The organism is Shewanella sp. LC6, from assembly GCF_006385735.2.
GTDB classification, from domain to species: Bacteria; Pseudomonadota; Gammaproteobacteria; order Enterobacterales; family Shewanellaceae; genus Shewanella; species Shewanella xiamenensis.
In genome coordinates this window covers 2,541,291-2,560,182 of record NZ_CP043902.1, presented here as the reverse complement: position 1 = coordinate 2,560,182, position 18,892 = coordinate 2,541,291, and the positions used below count along the sequence as shown (strand labels likewise).

Annotated in this window: 17 protein-coding genes and 2 tRNA genes; 8 read left to right on the top strand and 11 right to left on the bottom strand. The window is 45.6% G+C overall.

Features of this window, described 5'->3' with window-relative positions:
• Positions 1-167 precede the first annotated feature (167 nt).
• The 6 genes from serS to lrp all read right to left on the bottom strand — a co-directional run bounded on the left by serS (position 168) and on the right by lrp (position 7,439).
• Positions 168-1,454, bottom strand: a complete 1,287-nt coding sequence (gene serS, locus FJD32_RS11645) for a serine--tRNA ligase (RefSeq protein ID WP_037418445.1) — start codon at positions 1,452-1,454, stop codon at positions 168-170.
• An 18-nt stretch (positions 1,455-1,472) separates the two neighbouring features.
• The gene (gene crcB / locus FJD32_RS11640) at positions 1,473-1,847 is read right to left on the bottom strand and encodes a fluoride efflux transporter CrcB (protein ID WP_037418443.1); all 375 of its coding nucleotides are present in this window, start codon (positions 1,845-1,847) and stop codon (positions 1,473-1,475) included.
• Positions 1,840-3,171 carry a replication-associated recombination protein A gene (locus FJD32_RS11635; protein WP_140906884.1) on the bottom strand — a complete coding sequence of 444 codons (1,332 nt, stop codon included), beginning with the start codon at positions 3,169-3,171 and terminating at the stop codon, positions 1,840-1,842. The genes crcB and FJD32_RS11635 overlap by 8 nt, the downstream gene beginning before the upstream one ends.
• Positions 3,172-3,179: 8 nt before the next feature.
• Positions 3,180-3,800, bottom strand: coding sequence for an outer membrane lipoprotein chaperone LolA (gene lolA / locus FJD32_RS11630; protein ID WP_055647644.1), 621 nt, complete (start codon positions 3,798-3,800; stop codon positions 3,180-3,182).
• A gap of 69 nt (positions 3,801-3,869) precedes the next feature.
• Positions 3,870-6,608 (bottom strand): DNA translocase FtsK 4TM domain-containing protein, encoded by a 2,739-nt coding sequence (locus FJD32_RS11625; RefSeq protein WP_037427635.1) that lies wholly within the window; start codon positions 6,606-6,608, stop codon positions 3,870-3,872.
• Positions 6,609-6,932: 324 nt separating this feature from the next.
• Positions 6,933-7,439, bottom strand: coding sequence for a leucine-responsive transcriptional regulator Lrp (gene lrp / locus FJD32_RS11620; protein WP_037418431.1), 507 nt, complete (start codon positions 7,437-7,439; stop codon positions 6,933-6,935).
• Between the two features lie 180 nt (positions 7,440-7,619).
• Between lrp and ald the strand changes: the two genes are divergently transcribed.
• Complete coding sequence (gene ald, locus FJD32_RS11615) at positions 7,620-8,735, top strand: alanine dehydrogenase (protein ID WP_037418428.1); 1,116 nt, start codon at positions 7,620-7,622, stop codon at positions 8,733-8,735.
• Positions 8,736-8,986: 251 nt separating this feature from the next.
• The gene (trxB, locus tag FJD32_RS11610) at positions 8,987-9,940 is read left to right on the top strand and encodes a thioredoxin-disulfide reductase (protein ID WP_011622726.1); all 954 of its coding nucleotides are present in this window, start codon (positions 8,987-8,989) and stop codon (positions 9,938-9,940) included.
• 148 nt (positions 9,941-10,088) lie between these two features.
• Here the strand turns inward: trxB and rplT are convergent, their stop codons facing one another.
• From rplT to thrS, 4 genes are all read right to left on the bottom strand, one after another.
• Complete coding sequence (gene rplT / locus FJD32_RS11605; protein WP_006081652.1) at positions 10,089-10,445, bottom strand: 50S ribosomal protein L20; 357 nt, start codon at positions 10,443-10,445, stop codon at positions 10,089-10,091.
• 16 nt (positions 10,446-10,461) lie between these two features.
• Complete coding sequence (gene rpmI / locus FJD32_RS11600; RefSeq protein ID WP_011072303.1) at positions 10,462-10,656, bottom strand: 50S ribosomal protein L35; 195 nt, start codon at positions 10,654-10,656, stop codon at positions 10,462-10,464.
• Between the two features lie 85 nt (positions 10,657-10,741).
• Positions 10,742-11,284 carry a translation initiation factor IF-3 gene (infC, locus tag FJD32_RS11595; RefSeq protein WP_011072302.1) on the bottom strand — a complete coding sequence of 181 codons (543 nt, stop codon included), beginning with the start codon at positions 11,282-11,284 and terminating at the stop codon, positions 10,742-10,744.
• A gap of 3 nt (positions 11,285-11,287) precedes the next feature.
• Positions 11,288-13,216 carry a threonine--tRNA ligase gene (gene thrS / locus FJD32_RS11590; protein WP_037418422.1) on the bottom strand — a complete coding sequence of 643 codons (1,929 nt, stop codon included), beginning with the start codon at positions 13,214-13,216 and terminating at the stop codon, positions 11,288-11,290.
• 376 nt (positions 13,217-13,592) lie between these two features.
• Here thrS and FJD32_RS11585 point away from each other — a divergent pair, with 376 nt between their 5' ends.
• Both FJD32_RS11585 and FJD32_RS11580 read left to right on the top strand, forming a co-directional pair.
• A complete protein-coding gene (locus tag FJD32_RS11585; protein WP_240199950.1) occupies positions 13,593-13,853 on the top strand; it encodes a hypothetical protein in 261 nt (86 codons plus the stop codon).
• 214 nt (positions 13,854-14,067) lie between these two features.
• On the top strand, positions 14,068-14,268 hold the full coding sequence (locus FJD32_RS11580; RefSeq protein WP_011622722.1) for a CPXCG motif-containing cysteine-rich protein: 201 nt from the start codon (positions 14,068-14,070) through the stop codon (positions 14,266-14,268).
• A 9-nt stretch (positions 14,269-14,277) separates the two neighbouring features.
• Here the strand turns inward: FJD32_RS11580 and FJD32_RS11575 are convergent, their stop codons facing one another.
• Positions 14,278-14,898, bottom strand: a complete 621-nt coding sequence (locus FJD32_RS11575; protein WP_140906883.1) for a riboflavin synthase subunit alpha — start codon at positions 14,896-14,898, stop codon at positions 14,278-14,280.
• A 33-nt stretch (positions 14,899-14,931) separates the two neighbouring features.
• Here FJD32_RS11575 and FJD32_RS11570 point away from each other — a divergent pair, with 33 nt between their 5' ends.
• The 4 genes from FJD32_RS11570 to FJD32_RS11555 all read left to right on the top strand — a co-directional run bounded on the left by FJD32_RS11570 (position 14,932) and on the right by FJD32_RS11555 (position 18,703).
• Positions 14,932-16,311 (top strand): MATE family efflux transporter, encoded by a 1,380-nt coding sequence (locus tag FJD32_RS11570; RefSeq protein ID WP_037427637.1) that lies wholly within the window; start codon positions 14,932-14,934, stop codon positions 16,309-16,311.
• A gap of 255 nt (positions 16,312-16,566) precedes the next feature.
• Positions 16,567-16,643, top strand: a tRNA-Val gene (locus tag FJD32_RS11565).
• Between the two features lie 37 nt (positions 16,644-16,680).
• Positions 16,681-16,757 (top strand) — tRNA-Val (locus FJD32_RS11560).
• Between the two features lie 390 nt (positions 16,758-17,147).
• A protein-coding gene (locus FJD32_RS11555) for an IS3-like element ISSpu6 family transposase (protein ID WP_086022278.1) occupies positions 17,148-18,703 on the top strand; the annotation gives its coding sequence in 2 pieces (ribosomal slippage) (positions 17,148-17,610 and positions 17,610-18,703; 1,557 coding nt in all).
• Positions 18,704-18,892 lie beyond the last annotated feature (189 nt).

The following is an 18,892-nucleotide window of genomic DNA, read 5'->3' as shown; positions in this document are numbered from 1 at the left end:
ATTTTGAGTCTTAACATTGAGTCGTGCTAATTGACGTTTTCTAACACAACCCAAACAGCTTTACCTAAGGTTGCGAGCATCACAGCGCAAAATATGGCGATGACCGCAGTATAGGAAAGCCAACGAAGATAGCGTTGACCTTTATCCATGGTATTGTGTTATGTCAATTAACCGATCTGTGTGAGTCCGCCCATGTATGGACGCAGCGCCTCAGGGATAGTCACGCTACCATCAGCATTTTGATAGTTTTCCAAAATCGCAACTAAGGTACGACCTACCGCAAGACCAGAGCCATTTAAGGTATGTAATAATGCGGGTTTGTTATCAGCCTTAACACGGTAACGGGCTTGCATACGGCGCGCTTGGAAATCCTTCATATTTGAGCATGAAGAGATCTCACGGTAAGTGTTTTGCCCAGGTAACCACACTTCAATATCGTAGGTCTTGCTTGAGCCAAAGCCCATATCACCGGTACAAAGCACCACTGTACGATATGGTAAGCCTAAACGTTGTAAAACCGTTTCCGCATGGCCAGTCAACACTTCGAGTGCAGCCATTGAATCTTCTGGCTTAACTAGCTGTACTAATTCCACTTTATCAAACTGATGTTGACGAATTAAGCCACGGGTATCTTTACCGTAAGACCCTGCTTCACTACGGAAACACGCGGTATGTGCGGTTAATTTAATGGGTAACTCATCTTCATCAACGATGGTATCACGCACTAAGTTGGTTAATGGCACTTCTGCGGTTGGAATAAGGCTTAAGCCTTGGCCTTCTTCGGTCGCAGGTTTTGTGTGGAATAAATCCTCACCAAACTTGGGTAATTGGCCTGTACCCAATAAGCTTGCTTCGTTAACCAGTAATGGCACGTAGGCTTCGGTATAACCATGCTCAGTGGTGTGTAGATCTAGCATGAACTGCCCTAATGCACGATTTAAACGGGCAATTTGGCCTTTCATCACGATAAAGCGTGAGCCAGTGATTTTCACTGCGCTCTTAAAATCTAAACCGTTTAGGCCTTCACCTAAATCGATATGATCTTTAACAGGGAAATCGAAGCTACGTGGCGTGCCCCAACGACGGATTTCGACGTTTTCAGTCTCGTCAGCACCGATAGGCGCAGACTCATCTGGCAGGTTTGGCATCGACATAGCAATCGCGTTCACTTCTTCAAGTACCGCGGCCAGCTCGACTTTCTTCGCATCTAATTGCGCACCTAAATCGCCTACCTGCGCCATGATGGCATCGACATCTTCGCCGCGGGATTTAGCTTGTCCGATGGACTTGGAAATAGCATTACGCGAGGCTTGCAGCTCTTCCGTTGCCACTTGCAGTGACTTACGTTTTTCTTCTAATTGGGTGAGATGAGCGACATCTAAAATAAAACCACGGGTAGCTAATCGCTCAGCGGTCACTGCTAATTCGTTGCGCAAAAATTTAGGATCTAACATGTGATATATTCTTAATAGTTAAATGCGAGAAAAAACCAGTTGTTGACCTAAGTAAACCATAAACAAACATAGACTTAGGTTCAACACCACATTCAAAGCCGCCTTCAACCAATCTCCTTCTTGCATCAGCAATAAAGTTTCGTTTGAGAAGGTTGAAAACGTTGTCAAAGCACCTAACAGGCCAACACCAATGAGTGCTTTGAGTTCTGGGCTGATATGACTCAATTGTCCCAGTGCGTAAATGACGCCCATTAAAAATGAACCAAGGACATTGACCAACAGTGTACCAAAAGGAAAACTGCTGCCAAATACTTGGATCATGAATATTGAAATAAGATAGCGAAAAACCGCACCAATGGAACCACCTAAGGCCACAAGTATGAGATTATTCATACCTTTTTCTCCCACTGGCTTGATCTAATTGCGCTAATTGCGCCAATTTGTCCTTAATCCGCTTCTCAAATCCGCGTTCAGTCGGGAAATAAAATTGCGATGCTTGTAAGGATTCGGGGAAATAATTCTCGCCGCTGGCATAGGCATTGGGTTCATCGTGGGCATAACGATACTCGGCGCCAAAACCCATTTCCGCCATGAGTTTTGTGGGTGCATTACGTAAATGATAAGGCACGGCCTCTTGGCCCGTTTCGCGCGCCAGCGCCCTCGCCGCTTTAAAGGCTGTATACACGGCATTACTTTTAGGCGCACTGGCTAAATACACAATCGCTTGGGCAATCGCCCGCTCACCTTCGGCAGGACCTACGCGGTGAAAACAATCCCAGGCATTGAGCGCAATGGTCATCGCAGCGGGATCCGCGTTGCCCACATCTTCTGAGGCTATAGCTAATAAACGTCTGGCGACATACAGCGGATCGCCGCCGCCTTCTAAAATGCGGCAAAACCAGTACAGCGCCGCATCGGGCGCCGAGCCACGAATCGATTTATGTACCGCTGAAATCAAATCGTAAAACTGATCGCCATTTTTATCGAACCCCGCCACTTGATGACCGGCGACTTGTACCAGCATTTCAGTGGTAAAACTGCCACCATCGGCCACCATATCGCTCATCAACTCAAGCAGGTTCAGCGCCTTACGCGCATCGCCATCACATAACTGCGCCAGCTTACTGAGCACATCAATTGGCATAATTAACTGTCGTTGCCCCAAGCCGCGTTCGGTGTCCGTTAAGGCTTGGGTGATAATATGCACTATCTCGTCATGGCTTAAGCGCTTGATAAGATAGACTCGCGCCCGCGACAGTAAGGCATTATTGATTTCAAATGAAGGGTTTTCCGTGGTCGCCCCAATAAAAATCACAGTGCCATCTTCAATAAAGGGCAAAAAGGCGTCCTGTTGACTCTTATTAAAGCGATGCACTTCATCAACAAATAACAAGGTACGTTGGCCACGGGAATGAGCAATCGCTTGCGCTTGCTCAATGGCGGCGCGAATATCTTTTACACCCGACGTGACCGCCGAAATACGTTCGACATGGGCATTGGAGTAATGGGCGATAAGTTCGGCAAGGGTCGTTTTACCAGTACCAGGCGGTCCCCATAACATCATCGAATGGGCGCGGCCCGCTTCTAATGCTTGGCGCAGTGGTTGGCCCTCACCTAACAAATGGGCTTGACCTATATACTCGGCAATCGTCCTTGGCCGCATACGCGCGGCCAAAGGACGAAAATCAGGCGCAAAATTAAACGATAAACTGCTCACGCGTAAACCTATCGGGTTCTAATACGTTGGTCATCAACATCAACGTTATCAGGCAACACAAACTTAAACAGCGCTTTATCCGCAGAACTAATCGTGTGTTGGTTGCTTAAGTCAAACTGGCTCAGATTGCCTTTATCATCGAGTACATTAAATTTATTCAGTGTGCCTTTGTTAAAACACACATTAACCGCAGAAATACCAGCGTCCATCGACTTAGGTTTGATTTCATAACAGTCTTGCTTCTTGGTCACGCTATATTGCGACCAAGTGGCATCATCGCGGTGAACTAATAAAGCGATAGGCGATGCATTAATAGCTTCAGCAAAATCCATAATCACAACTTCCTCGGCAAAGGGGTTGTAGATCCATAAGTCTTTACCGTCAGCGACAATTTTAGACTCATCGGGCGCAGTTAAATGCCAATAAAACTGATTAGGGTGAGCAAGTGCAAATACGCCAGCCCCGCTTTGGATAACTTTTTTATTCACATCAGTAACGGTTTGCTTAAAATCCGCCTTAAGGGACTCCGTGCCGTTTAAGGTTTCGCGTAATTGCTTAGCATCATCGGCCAACACTGCATTGCTGTATAACAATGGTGATAACAACACAGCACACAACAGTTTTTTCATAGGTATCCTTTGGACTAAAAGTTGAACTCGCCGCATTATGGCGAGTTCAAACTGACATCTAGCTTAACATTAATAGTGTTTTGGGGCCGGAGGCGCTAACACTTCGCGGTTACCGTTATGGCCCTGCGCCGACACCACGCCCTGCATTTCCATTTGTTCGATAATACGCGCAGCACGGTTATAACCAATCTTAAATTTACGCTGCACGCTCGAAATCGAACCTCGGCGAGTTTCGGTCACGAAGGCAACGGCTTCATCATAAAGCGGATCGTATTCTTCATCGGATTCGGCGGTTTCACCCGGCAATAGCACTTGTTCACCCTCACTGACGCCATTGAGGATCTCATCAATGTATTGTGGCTTACCACGGGCGCACCAATCGGCTACCACACGGTGAACTTCATGGTCATCGATAAAGGCACCATGGACACGATTTGGCACTGCAGTTCCGGGCGGTAAGTACAACATGTCACCCATACCGAGTAAGGTTTCGGCACCTTGCTGATCTAAAATGGTACGGGAGTCGATACGGGAAGACACTTGGAACGCCATCCGCGTCGGAATGTTAGCCTTGATTAAGCCGGTGATCACATCCACCGACGGACGCTGGGTCGCGAGGATTAAATGGATACCCGCAGCACGGGCTTTTTGGGCGATACGGGCGATCAGTTCTTCCACTTTCTTACCGACAATCATCATCATGTCGGCAAATTCATCGACAACCACCACAATCGAAGGCAGTTTATCTAAGGCTGGTGCCTCTGGCTCCATGCTGTCAGACGATTTCCACATAGGATCATAAATCACTTCACCATTGGCTTTAGCTTCAGCGATTTTCGCGTTATAGCCCTTGATGTTACGAACGCCCATCATAGACATTAGCTTGTAGCGGCGCTCCATCTCACCCACACACCAACGCAGCGCATTGGCCGCTTCTTTCATGTCGGTAACGACTTCACAGAGTAAATGCGGGATACCTTCATAAACCGAGAGCTCAAGCATTTTCGGGTCAATCATGATAAAGCGAACATCTTCAGGACCAGACTTATACAGCAAGCTGGTGATCATCACGTTCACCCCGACTGATTTACCCGAGCCTGTCGTACCAGCAACCAATAAGTGCGGCATTTTACCTAAGTCAACCACCACAGGCTCACCGGAGATATCTTGGCCAAGCACCATAGTTAAATTCGATTTGCTCTGAGTAAAGGCTTCACAGTCGAGTACATCACGCATATACACTGTTTCGCGAAACTTGTTTGGCAGTTCGAGGCCAACGTAAGATTTCCCTGGGATCACTTCAACGACTCGCACACGCTCTGCCAGCAGTGAACGGGCTAAGTCATTTGCAAGGTTTGAAATCTTAGAGGCTTTAATACCTGGCGCAAGTTCAAGCTCAAAACGAGTGATCACCGGACCTGGATAGACCCCCACAACAGTGGCAACAATATTAAAGTCGGCAAGCTTAGCTTCAACCAAACGTGCCACATGTTCTAACTCTTCGGGACTAATCGGGTTCTTTTTGCGATCAGGCACATCGAGCAAACTGATGCTTGGCAACGGATCCATAGGCTTAGTCGGCACAGGTTTATCTTCTTGGCCGGGTAATACGACAATGCCATCGACAATCTTAGCCTTAGGAGCTTGCTTTTGGCGCTGCGCTTGAGTCACTGCCCCCGTAGATGCTTTGGTATCAAAATCGATCACATCGTCATCATTGAACGTTAAGATGTCATCATCTTCATCAATGATAGCTTCGCGATGCAATACTGGTTCATCCTCATCGTCGTCGAAAACCTGAGCGTTGAAACCGTTATCGGTTTCATCTTCTTCCAAATCAGCATCTTGCGCTTTAGCTACCCAAGGTGGCGCTTCAAAATGACCATATTCAGCCACCGCGCTAACAGGATCAAGTTGCGGCTCAACGCGTTGCTGGCCTTTAGGTTCAGCTTTTGCTTTATTGTTGTTTAAACTTAAAATTTTAACCAAAGAAGATAACTTACCTTTACCACTACTGGCTTCAGTGATGAATTCTTCACGGGGCTCTTCTGGTAAAGCCCGTGTATGGATCACGCGACTTTGTGTTGTATCTGGTTGACGTATTTTAGCTTTATCAAGCACATGCTGCGAATCACGACGCTCGCGGAATTTATCCACAACAGACATAAAACCGCGAGTATCTTCCGTTTCTCGCTCACGCTTTAACGACTGAGGTAAACGTTTGAGTTGTTTGTAGCACCAGATTGAGACAAAGCCGACCTTTTCAACCACAGTCAGCCAACTGATCCCTGTTAATAGCGTAAAACCCGAGCCTAAACAGCACAATAGCAATAAGGTTGTGCCTAACTTATTAAAATATGGCAGCATCGCTTGGCCAATGACATCACCAGCTACACCGCCTGCGGAAAACTCATAGATATTATTGGCGTTCATGCTGGCTAATGCCGAAAAACCAAGAATAAGTAGCAGAAAACCAATGATCCGCAATGCAACCGAAAAGTAGTCGATTTCCAACAAATCATGGGCCCGCTTAAAAAGCAGCCAACCAGTAGAGGCGACAATAATTGGCATGATATAGGCTGTCACGCCAAAAAAATACAGCAGAATATCGGCGATCCAAGCACCAACAGCCCCTGTCCAGTTATTGATATCACCTTGAAAATGAGACTGACTCCAACCCGGATCTGAGGGACTGAAACTGGCTAAAGCGAGCAAAATATAAGTGGCTACAACACAGCAAATGATGAGTCCGCCTTCGAGCAGACGCTGCAAGCCTGAGAGCGTGCGTACACTATTTCCTTGAGACAAACGACTTAATCCATAAAATTGAAACAGGTGGGCTAACGATACCAGAATCCCATTAAATGTGGAGCATCTTAGGCGGTTTTTCTCCTAAGAATTACTGCTATAAGCTAAAAAAACGCTCTTGGCTCATAAAAGCTAGGACTTTGACCATTAACTGATTATTCCGCAATCAATTTAGGCTACATTGTTGAAGACAAATGCCAGATAAAAATATGCCCCTAAGCTGGCTAACTTAAGGGCAAAAGCAAGGTTATAAGTGTGGTTTTAAAAGGCTTACACTGGAATAAATAAGGGGCCTAGGCCCCTTATTGTAACCGTTTCAGGGTATTAAATATCGCAGAGCAGTTGGTTTATCGCAACACGACTAGTATGTTTAACTTCTTCCATCACCACGTAGGTACGGGTATCAGAAACAGAAGGTAATTTCAGTAAAGTTTCGCCCAATAGGCGGCGATAAGCCGACATATCAGAAACACGTGTTTTTAATAAGTAGTCAAAGTCACCAGAAACGAGATGACATTCTTGAATATCATCCAACAGTTGCACAGCGCGATTAAACTTATCAAATACTTCGGGAGTATCACGGCTTAATGTGATTTCCACGAATACCAGTAGGGATGCACCCAAGAAATGAGGATTCACCAAAGCAGTATAGCCATTGATATATCCTTGCTTTTCGAGTCGTTTCACTCTTTCTAAACACGGAGTAGGACTTAATCCCACTCTTTTAGATAGTTCCACATTTGAAATGCGTCCATCAATTTGTAATTCATTAAGAATGTTGCGATCGATGCGATCCAAGTCTTTTACAGGACTCTTTTTATTATATGCCATTTATTTAACCTTGCTTTATCACTAAAACAACATTTTATTCTACGTATGTCTAAAGTTCAGCAGCATAAACTGCGTCGCCGATACTATACTAGATATCCCTGAATTAATCACGTTCAGGTCACGATAAAATAACAATTATGCCCATTAAAAGTGGGTTTTTCAGGCAATTGAGGCTCAAAAATGATTATTGGTGTACCAAAGGAAATTAAAAACCACGAGTATCGTGTCGGTATGGTTCCTTCAAGCGTTCGCGAATTGACAATCAAAGGTCATGAAGTGTTTGTAGAAACGAATGCCGGCACGGGAATTGGTTTTACTGATCAGGATTATATTGATGCAGGCGCAAAAATATTAGCAACTGCTGCTGAAGTCTTTGCTAAAGCAGAGATGATTGTAAAGGTAAAAGAGCCTCAGGCAGTTGAACGCGCCATGCTGCGTCATGACCAGATTTTATTCACTTATCTGCATTTAGCACCGGATTTACCACAAACTGAAGATTTAATTAAAAGTGGTGCCGTATGTATCGCTTACGAAACTGTGACCGATGACCGTGGTGGCTTACCGCTGTTAGCCCCGATGTCAGAAGTGGCTGGCCGCATGTCTATCCAAGCGGGTGCGATGGCGCTGGAAAAATCTTCTGGTGGTCGTGGTATGTTATTAGGTGGTGTACCCGGTGTTGAGCCAGCTAAAGTTGTGATCATTGGCGGTGGCATGGTCGGTACTAATGCAGCGCAAATGGCTGTCGGTATGGGCGCAGATGTAGTTGTGCTTGATCGTAGCATCGATGCACTACGTCGCTTAAACATGCAATTTGGTTCTGCAGTTAAAGCGGTTTACTCGACTGCCGATGCGATTGAGCGCCATGTATTAGAAGCTGACTTAGTCATTGGTGGCGTATTAATTCCTGGTGCTGCGGCACCTAAACTGGTGACACGTAGCATGATTTCTCGTATGAAACCAGGCAGTGCTATCGTAGACGTTGCTATCGACCAAGGCGGTTGCGTGGAAACCTCCCATGCAACGACTCACCAAGATCCAACTTATATCGTTGATGATGTTGTGCACTACTGTGTAGCGAACATGCCAGGCGCAGTAGCCCGTACATCAACCTTCGCTCTCAATAACGCAACTCTGCCTTATATCCTTAAGTTAGCTAACTTAGGTTATAAAGCCGCCCTGTTACAAGACAAGCACTTACTAAACGGTTTGAACGTAATGCACGGCAAACTGGTTTGTAAAGAAGTGGCTCAAGCATTAAATCTTGAGTACACAGCGCCAGCAAGTTTATTAGCCTAATCATATGAGAGCCTAGGTTCACACGGACCTACTCTGCTTTGTTCGGCCTCACTCTGTTGAGGCCGATTTTTTATGCAGATCACAATTATCTTCACTCACGCCGGTTTTAAGCCATAGCCTTAGTAAACTCAGGCTGACAATTTGCCTTAGGATTCGATTAGCATAATCTAAAAGAATCACCAAACATCGCTTTACCCCTACAGGTAAATTCCCTACAATCCATGCAATTTGCTAAAAGCACGGAGAGAAAAATGAGCCAAGTCAGACATAGTAACCTATTGATTTTAGGTTCAGGTCCCGCAGGATACACGGCCGCAGTTTATGCTGCGCGCGCAAACTTAAAGCCTGTGATGATCACAGGTATGCAGCAAGGTGGTCAGTTAACGACCACGACTGAAGTTGAAAACTGGCCAGGTGATGCAGAAGACTTAACGGGTCCAGCATTAATGGAACGTATGCAAAAGCATGCGGAAAAATTTGATACTGAAATTCTGTTCGATCATATTAATGAAGTGACGCTAACTGAACGTCCTTTCCGTTTAAAAGGCGATAACGGCGAATATACCTGTGATGCGCTAATCATCGCCACTGGTGCCTCTGCCCGTTACTTAGGACTTGAGTCTGAAGAGGCGTTCAAAGGACGCGGCGTATCGGCCTGTGCAACCTGTGATGGTTTCTTCTATCGTAATCAAAAAGTTGCAGTGATTGGTGGTGGTAACACAGCCGTTGAAGAAGCACTATACCTAAGCAATATCGCCGCCGAAGTGCACTTAATTCACCGTCGCGACACCTTCCGCTCAGAAAAAATTCTTATCGACCGTTTAATGGATAAAGTCGCCAATGGCAACATTATCCTGCATCTCGACCAAACCATGGAAGAAGTGGTTGGTGATGCAATGGGTGTAACAGGTCTAAAAATGAAGAGCACCAAAGACGGTTCTATCACTGATCTAGCCGTTGCCGGTGTGTTCGTGGCCATTGGTCACAGCCCAAACACAGGCATTTTCGAAGGCCAATTAGAGATGAACAACGGCTATTTGAAGGTGCAAAGTGGTCTTCAAGGTAACGCCACGCAAACCAGTATAGAAGGTGTGTTTGCCGCAGGAGATGTGATGGATCAACATTACCGTCAAGCGATTACCTCTGCGGGTACAGGTTGTATGGCAGCATTAGATGCCGAGCGTTACTTAGACGCGAAGAAATAATCTACTGTAGGTCTTATCTAGACTCAAATAATAGCAGGCATAGGTTAACTACCTTAGCCTGCTATTTTTTATCTGCATGTTGTGGCTAAAAAACAGCAACAAAAAAAGGGACCAAATGGTCCCCTCTTAAGTGCGACAAACTAATTGCTTAGTTTAACGCTTCTTTTGCTTTTTCAACTAAAGTTGCGAATACAACTTTGTCAAATACAGCGATGTCAGCCAAAATCTTACGATCGATTTCGATAGACGCCTTTTTCAGACCGTTGATGAAACGGCTGTAAGACAGACCATTTTGACGAGCTGCAGCATTAATACGTGCAATCCACAGTTGGCGGAATTGACGTTTTTTCTGACGACGGTCACGGTAAGCATATTGACCAGCTTTAGTTACTGCTTGAACAGCAACGCGGTAAGTACGGCTACGAGCGCCATAATAACCTTTAGCTAATTTTAAAACTTTCTTGTGACGAGCACGTGCGGTTACACCACGCTTAACTCTTGGCATTTTCTAATCTCCTAAATTAAGCGTATGGTAATTGACGCGCGATTGCTGGAACGTCAACTTTGGCAACTAAACACTTGTTACGTAAGTGACGCTTACGCTTAGTGCTCTTTTTGGTCAGAATGTGACGTAAATGGGCTTGCTTGCGCTTGAAACCATTAGCGGTTTTCTTAAAACGCTTCGCTACACCTCTGTCGGTTTTCATTTTAGGCATTACTAAAACTCCGCATTGGGATGTTAAATAAAAAGCAAGGCGAGCGAAGGCATATAGCCTTCGCTACTTTTATAGGTTGCCCTACTTATTTCTTTTTAGGCGCTAGCACCATGATGGCTTGTCGGCCTTCCATTTTCGGGAAGGATTCAACAACCGCATACTCATCCAAATCAGTCTTAATACGGTTCAACAGATCCATACCAAGATTTTGGTGGGCCATTTCGCGACCTCGGAAACGCAGCGTAATTTTCGCTTTGTCCCCGTCTTCCAGAAAACGTATCAGGTTGCGTAGTTTTACCTGATAGTCGTTTTCGTCAGTTCCAGGACGGAATTTAATTTCCTTAACCTGAACCTGCTTTTGCTTCTTCTTTTGTTCCTTGGCTGACTTAGCCTTATCAAACAGGAACTTACCGTAGTCCATAATGCGACATACTGGAGGTTCAGCATTTGGACTAATTTCAACTAGGTCTACACCTGCTTCATCTGCCAAATTCTGAGCATCTCTGATGCTCACCACACCAATAGCTTCACCATCAATGCCGGTTAAGCGTACTTCTGGTACACCTGTGATTTCTTCATTGATTCTATTAGGGGCCAGCTGACGCCCTGCTGTTTTCTTGATCTTTATGACCTATTCCTCCAACAATTTGAGACTACGGAGCGAAATCTGTTGATGGATTTTAGCGGCGAAATCTTCAATTCGCATCTTACCTAAATCAACGCCATCACGAGTACGCACCGCGACTTCCTTATTTTCCATCTCTTGATCGCCAACGACCAATAAATAAGGGACACGCCTTAAGGTGTGTTCGCGTATTTTAAAGCCTATTTTCTCATTCCTCAAGTCAAATGAGGCACGAATACCTTGTTCTTTGAAGAATTTGACCACTTCTTCAACATAATCAGCCTGTTTGTCGGTGATATTCATCACGACAACTTGCATTGGCGCTAACCATGTTGGGAACCGACCAGCATATTCTTCAATTAGAATACCTAAGAAACGCTCCAACGAACCTAAAATTGCACGATGGATCATCACAGGCGTTTGACGGCTATTATCTTCCGCCACATAAGTTGCACCTAAACGGCTTGGTAATGCGTAGTCAAGTTGCACTGTTCCGCACTGCCATGCACGGTCTAAACAGTCGTGCAGTGTGAACTCAATCTTAGGACCGTAGAAGGCACCTTCACCCGGTAAAATAGTGAATTCAATATTATTAGCACGTAAGGCTTGTTTCAACGCTTCTTCAGCTCTATCCCACATCGCATCGTCACCGATACGTTTTTCTGGGCGAGTTGATAGTTTTACCACGATGTTTTCAAAACCGAAGGTAGAGTAAGTATCGTATACCATTTGGATACAAGAGCTGACTTCCGCTTGAACTTGCTCTTCAGTACAGAAAATATGGGCGTCGTCTTGAGTAAAACCACGTACGCGCATCAGGCCGTGTAGTGAACCAGAAGGCTCATTACGGTGACAGCAACCAAATTCTGCCATACGCAATGGCAAGTCACGGTAAGATTTCAAACCTTGGTTGAAAATCTGTACGTGGCCAGGGCAGTTCATTGGCTTAACCGCATATTCACGGTTTTCACTGCTGGTGGTGAACATGGCTTCTGAGTACTTATCCCAATGACCAGAACGCTCCCACAGTACGCGGTCCATCATGAGTGGACCTTTCACTTCTTGGTAAGTGTATTGATTTAACTTGCGACGAATGAATCTTTCTAACTCGAGGAAGATACTCCAACCGTCGTTATGCCAGAACACCATGCCGGGTGCTTCTTCTTGCATATGGTAAAGATCGAGCTGCTTACCAATCTTGCGGTGGTCACGTTTAGCCGCTTCTTCGAGACGAGTTAAATAGGTACTCAGGGCTTTTTTGTCAGCCCATGCAGTACCGTAAATACGTTGCAGCATCTTGTTTTCAGAGTTACCGCGCCAGTAGGCGCCGGCAATGCTCATCAATTTAAAATGCTGGCAAAAACGCATGTTTGGCACGTGAGGACCACGGCACATGTCGGTGTATTCTTCGTGATGATACAGAGCAGGTGTCGCATCTTTGCTAATGTTTTCATCCAGAATCGCAATCTTATATTCTTCACCGCGGGCGGCGAAGGTATCACGGGCTTCTTGCCAGCTTACAACGCGTTTCACTACGTCATAGTTGGTTTTTGCCAGTTCAAGCATACGTTTTTCGAGGGCTTCGATATCTTCTTGAGTCAGCTTATGCTCAAGATCGATGTCGTAGTAGAAGCCGTTATCGATCACAGGACCGATCGCCATCTTGGTTTGTGGCCATAATTGCTTGATTGCATGGCCTAATAAATGCGCACAAGAATGGCGAAGGATTTCAATACCTTCTTCGTCTTTAGCGGTAATAATAGAAAGTTCAGCATCGATTTCGATAAGATCGCAAGCGTCTTTGAGTTCGCCATTCACGCGACCAGCGATACAGGCTTTCGCAAGACCAGGGCCAATATCAGCGGCAACATCGAGAGTCGATACGGGATGTGCAAACTCGCGTTTGCTACCATCAGGAAGTGTAATTACAGGCATGAAATATCCTTGTCCAGTGGTGACCCACACGTAGGGCCACATGGTGATTAAGTAAAAAGAGTAATGCTCGCGAGGTTAAGACAGTACAGGAGTCTTAGCCGCCTTGCGTAGCAGGCAGTTATTCTACGGGATCGTCTTTAATACACGCAAGTTAAATGGCCCGATTGCGGGGCTTAACGCCCAAATCGATGCATTTATTAAAACCAATCCGCGAAGTTTTCCGTTAATTCATCATATTGCAGTCAATCGTTCATGTGGCAGTCATTTAACGCCCCTACGCTATGCGCGTTAAATGACCGCGGGATTCTTTGTTATTTGCCATAACAAATGCCGTTGCCGTCACATCGCTGTAAATAATGAAGCAAAAGGAGTTGGTATGTTCACGAGTATCCTATTGACGGTTGCACTTAACCAAGTCGCCCAAAACCCAATCTCTGTTAACCCCATACCAAAAACACAACCTGAGCCGATAGTGGTTCAAAGCCAAATTATACAATTCGATACTATTGGCTTACAGGCCGATATCCATGCCGAGCTTTTGCAACAGATAGAACGACTATCGCAGGCCATTAGTGACAATATAGAGGAAGGCATATTACCGACGGCGCCTGTCGAACTGATGACTGTAAAGGATTGAGTTAACTTAACTGGTGCAGATGCTTGACGGTTCTTACGCTAGAAAATTTTAGTGAAAAAAGTACCAAGCGCTGAGCTGAATGGAAAAATCTAGTTAATGAGATTTTGATACCGACTTTATCTAAGCTGCCACGGCACATTCTTGTATACTCAAACAAAGCCAGTATGAAGGCTTAGCGACAAATGTCATCCCTTCGTTAGCGAGGAGTTGCGCCATGAGGATCATGAATAAAGTCATTGCCTGCCCCCACTGCGGACACCATCAACATATTAGTATTGATGCCAGCAGCGGCGATCAGGATTATTACGATGACTGCCGAATTTGTTGTAACCCCATCCACCTGCGTTTACATGTGGATGATGCCCGCCGAACTATAGAGTTATATATTGACTCGGACGACGAGCAAATTTATTAGGCATGTTGATTAATATTGGTCGCTAAAACGTTTAGCCAGCACACGCTCGACTGTGTCGACGATGGCTTGGGTTTGGCTGTCAATTTCGATATTTAACTCATCACCAACCTGACATTGGCCTAAATTGGTCAACTTAAGAGTTTCTGGGATCAAGTGCAGCATAAAAGTACTCTCGGTCACCTCGCCAACGGTAAGGCTGCAACCATTTACCCCAACAAAGCCTTTATAGAGAATATAATTCATCCATTTAGGCTCGACGCTTAAGGTCAGATCATAATGCTGCTCGGTGTGACTAATGTGACTGACTTTTGCCTTGGTATGAATGTGTCCAGATAGGATATGGCCGCCAATTTCGCTACCAAAAGTCAGAGAGCGTTCAATATTAACGCGCTGCCCAACGGATAAATTTGCCAAGTTAGTCAATCTTAAGGTCTCTTCCACTACATCGAAAAATACCCTATCATCAACGACCTGAGTCACCGTCAGACATACCCCGTTATTTGCCACACTTGCGCCAATTGCAAGTCCCTCATGCAAATCAGGTTTAAACGCTACCTCAAGGGTATTGAGGCCATCTTTCTTATGTATTGCAACCACCTCACAGGTGGCTTGAACTATACCAGTAAACATTTTTTGCTCGCTTATTCGTTAAAGGCTGTATTTATGAATCATTCAGGCTTTCAGGCCAAACGCTTAATTCAACTCGCACTTCCAGTGTTGATCGCCCAAGTGACACAAACCATGATGGGGTTTATCGACACTGTAATGGCGGGTCGCGTCAGTGCGGTCGATATGGCCGCAGTTGCCGTGGGAACCAGTCTTTGGTTGCCCGCAATTCTATTTGTACAGGGGCTACTGATGGCGTTTACGCCATTATTTGCCCATCATAATGGCGCAAATAATCAGAAAGCCATTCAACCGTTGGCGTTTCAAGGCGCCTACTTAGCCTTAATTGGTGGCCTTGGCGTAATGGCGTTTCTCGCATCCGCGCCACTCGTACTCAGCCATATGAATTTAGAACCCCAATTGTACAACTTAACCATAGGATATATCGACGGTATTTTATGGGGTGCCCCCGCATTTGTGCTCTATCAAGTATTGCGCGGTTGCAGTGAGGGGATTTCATATACCTTACCTACTATGATCATCGGTTTTGTGGGACTCGCAGTGAATATTCCAGCAAACTATATCTTTATTTATGGTCACTTCGGCGTGCCTGCCATGGGCGGCGCTGGCTGCGGTGTCGCAACTGCATTGGTATTTTGGGCCATGTTGATCGCCATGACGATTTATATGCAGTTTCATAAGAAATTTGCCGCATTGGCGCCCTTTAGCCAATTCCATCGCCCCGATTTTACCACCATGAAGAAGATGACCAAGCTCGGCATGCCAATCGCGATGGCGTTATTTTTTGAAGTAAGTTTGTTTGCGATTATCGCCCTGCTGCTGGCGCCATTAGGCGCAACTGTGGTGGCAAGTCATCAGATAGCGTTGAACTTCTCCGCTATTGTATTTATGTTGCCACTGTCGATTGGTATTGCCGTCTCGATTCGTATTGGCTACTACCTTGGCCGCGATCGTGCAGATATTTCTGCCGTGGTGGCTAAAGTCGGATTGTGGTTGGCACTATCGTTGGCCTTATCGACGGCAATCTTAACGGTGATATTCCGCTTTCAAATCGCCGAGTTATATAACAGCGATCCTGAAGTGGTGGTACTTGCGGGCAGTTTGATGTTGATGGCCGCGCTATATCAACTATCTGACTCAGTCCAAGTGGTTGCCGCTGGTGCACTACGTGGATATAAGGATACCCGCAGTGCGTTTTATATTACGCTGTTTTCCTATTGGGGAATCGGCATGACCTTAGGTTATACCTTGGCGTATACCGACTTTATCGTACCCGCCATGGGCGCCCATGGCTTTTGGGCAGGATTGATTGCAGGTCTCACCTCGGCGGCGCTGCTGTTTTTCATCCGTCTACGTTATATTCAAAAGCATGGCGTACATTTAAGTCTGATTGAAGGCGACAGCGTGCACCATTGACATAGGACATAATTCACTGAATCAACGGCGAGCATTAGCTCGCCGTTTTGTTTAATTTCTTTTAATTTTGCAATCTTTGAAGCCTAACATGCCGTTTTATCAGTAACTTTGCTGAAACACTGGGCAAGTTGCACAGCAATTCACCATTTGACAATAAAATTCGTTTTTTTGCTTGCCAGCCTTTCGCTATCCCCCTAATATAGCGCTCGTTCGAAAGCGAGATGCGTTTAGCGGTTTCGATATAGCTAATACAATGCACCCGTAGCTCAGTTGGTTAGAGCACTACCTTGACATGGTAGGGGTCGGTGGTTCGAGTCCACTCGGGTGTACCACTCTCTTCAAAGAGTCTAAATTTGAAATTCAAACAGTGCACCCGTAGCTCAGTTGGTTAGAGCACTACCTTGACATGGTAGGGGTCGGTGGTTCGAGTCCACTCGGGTGTACCATTTCTTGCTTTAACTCGCTGTAAAACCTTAATTTAATATAATCATCCATCAAGATGCTTAATTTTTATTTGTGCCTAAGATAAAATCTTCAAGCCTGTTCTAGGTTTTTCCAAAAACATTCAAACATGCCCCACCCTTCGGCTCTGCCTGATTTTACCTCTATTGCTTGCTCCAAATTTACCGCTGTCCCCCAAAATTCGACGTTTTTCTAAATTTGTGCCCATTTCGTGCCAAACCTGTTGGCACAAAATGCTTTTGACGATTTTTTTGTTGACCCCAACCATAGTTGGCACAACGATATCAACTTCAGGCTTGCCCCCTGTGTCAGGATTGTTGTCACCCCTAAATAATCATTATGTTTAAAGACAGGGTGCGGCAAAAGAGAACGATATGGCTCGGTATTCACCAGAACGTAAAGAGGCGATCCTTAAAAAATTATTACCTCCTCACAACTTAACGGTCGCAGAGGTCGCTCGGGAAGAAGGCATCGCGGTGCAAACCTTGTATCATTGGCGAGATATTGCCAGAAAAGAAGGTCGCCCCGTGCCAGGTAAAACATTAACAGCCGATGATTGGTCGGCTGAAGCAAAACTTGCCGTGATTATTGAAACAGCGCCGCTGTCGGAAGCGGAGATAAACCAGTATTGCCGTGAAAAGGGCTTGTTCCGCGAGCAAGTACAGCAGTGGAAACAGGATTGTTTAGCTGGTTTTCAAACCTCAGAAGTACAAACTAAAACCATTAAACAGCAGGCTAAGGCTGACAAAGCCGAAATCAAATCGCTGCAACGGGAATTGCGCTATAAGGAGAAAGCGCTGGCTGAAGCTGCTGCGTTACTGGTGCTCAGAAAAAAGCTCAATGCGCTCTGGGGGGACGACAGCGAGGAGAGCTAACCCCTTTGCCTGAGCGCATAGCATTGATTGCCTTAATCCAAGAGGCCTATACCAATGGTGCTCGCCTTTATAAGGCTTGTGCAGAAACGGGCCTCAGTAAGCGTACCTATCGACGTTGGTATCGAGAAGGTCAAGTACAAGCTGATTTAAGGCCGACAGCAGCTCGACCAGAGCCGGCCAATAAACTCGAAGAACATGAGCGACAACAGATATTAAGCGTGTGTAATCAAACGGAGTACGCCAGCTTACCCCCGTCGCAAATTGTGCCAACATTATTAGATAACGGGATTTATATCGCCTCGGAATCCAGCTTCTACAGAGTGTTAAATGCTCATGGTCAACTTAACCATCGTGGCCGCACTCAGGCTGCGGTCAATCGAAGCAAACCGTTGAGTTATCGGGCAGATGGGCCGAATCAAGTGTGGTCATGGGACATCACTTATTTAGCCTCAATCGTCAAAGGCCAGTTCTACTATTTGTACCTGTTTGAAGATATTTACAGTAGAAAAATAGTGGGTTACGAAGTTCATGAGCAAGAAAGTGGGGAATATGCCGCTGCGCTAATCCAACGCTGTCTGTTACGCGAGCAATGCTTTAACACGCCATTAGTGCTGCATTCTGATAATGGGGCGCCGATGAAGTCACTGACCATGAAAGCCAAGCTGGAAGAGCTTGGTATTACGGCATCATTAAGTCGGCCGAGGGTGAGTAATGACAACCCCTTTTCAGAGTCGTTATTTAAAACGTTGAAATACCGCCCACAGTGGCCGGCATCAGGTTTTAGCTGCTTAGCAACAGCAAGAGAATGGGTGGAAAAGTTTGTAACCTGGTACAACGATGAGCATAAACACAGCCAGCTAAATTTTGTCTCACCAGGGCAACGTCATGCACTGCAAGATGGCGCTATTTTAGCGAAGCGCAAGAAAGTGCTTGAGGCGGCGAAGGAAAGAAAACCGATGCGTTGGTCTACAGAGATCAGAAATTGTGAAGCGGTTGGCGCTGTAACACTCAACCCAGATAAGGCACCAGAAGAAGGCGTAATAAATGCAGCTTAATATTTAAACAAAGAGTGACAACTATCTTGAAAAACACCGCTTGCCTGACACAATCAAAAGTTATACTGACAGGATGAATTCAGCCCTAATATTCAGAATAACGCTAGTTTGATTAGATTTGAGCTAATTTCTTTTTAGCCTAAATCGTTTCACCATCAATTAACGTATCCAATAATAGTTGGTCGCAGA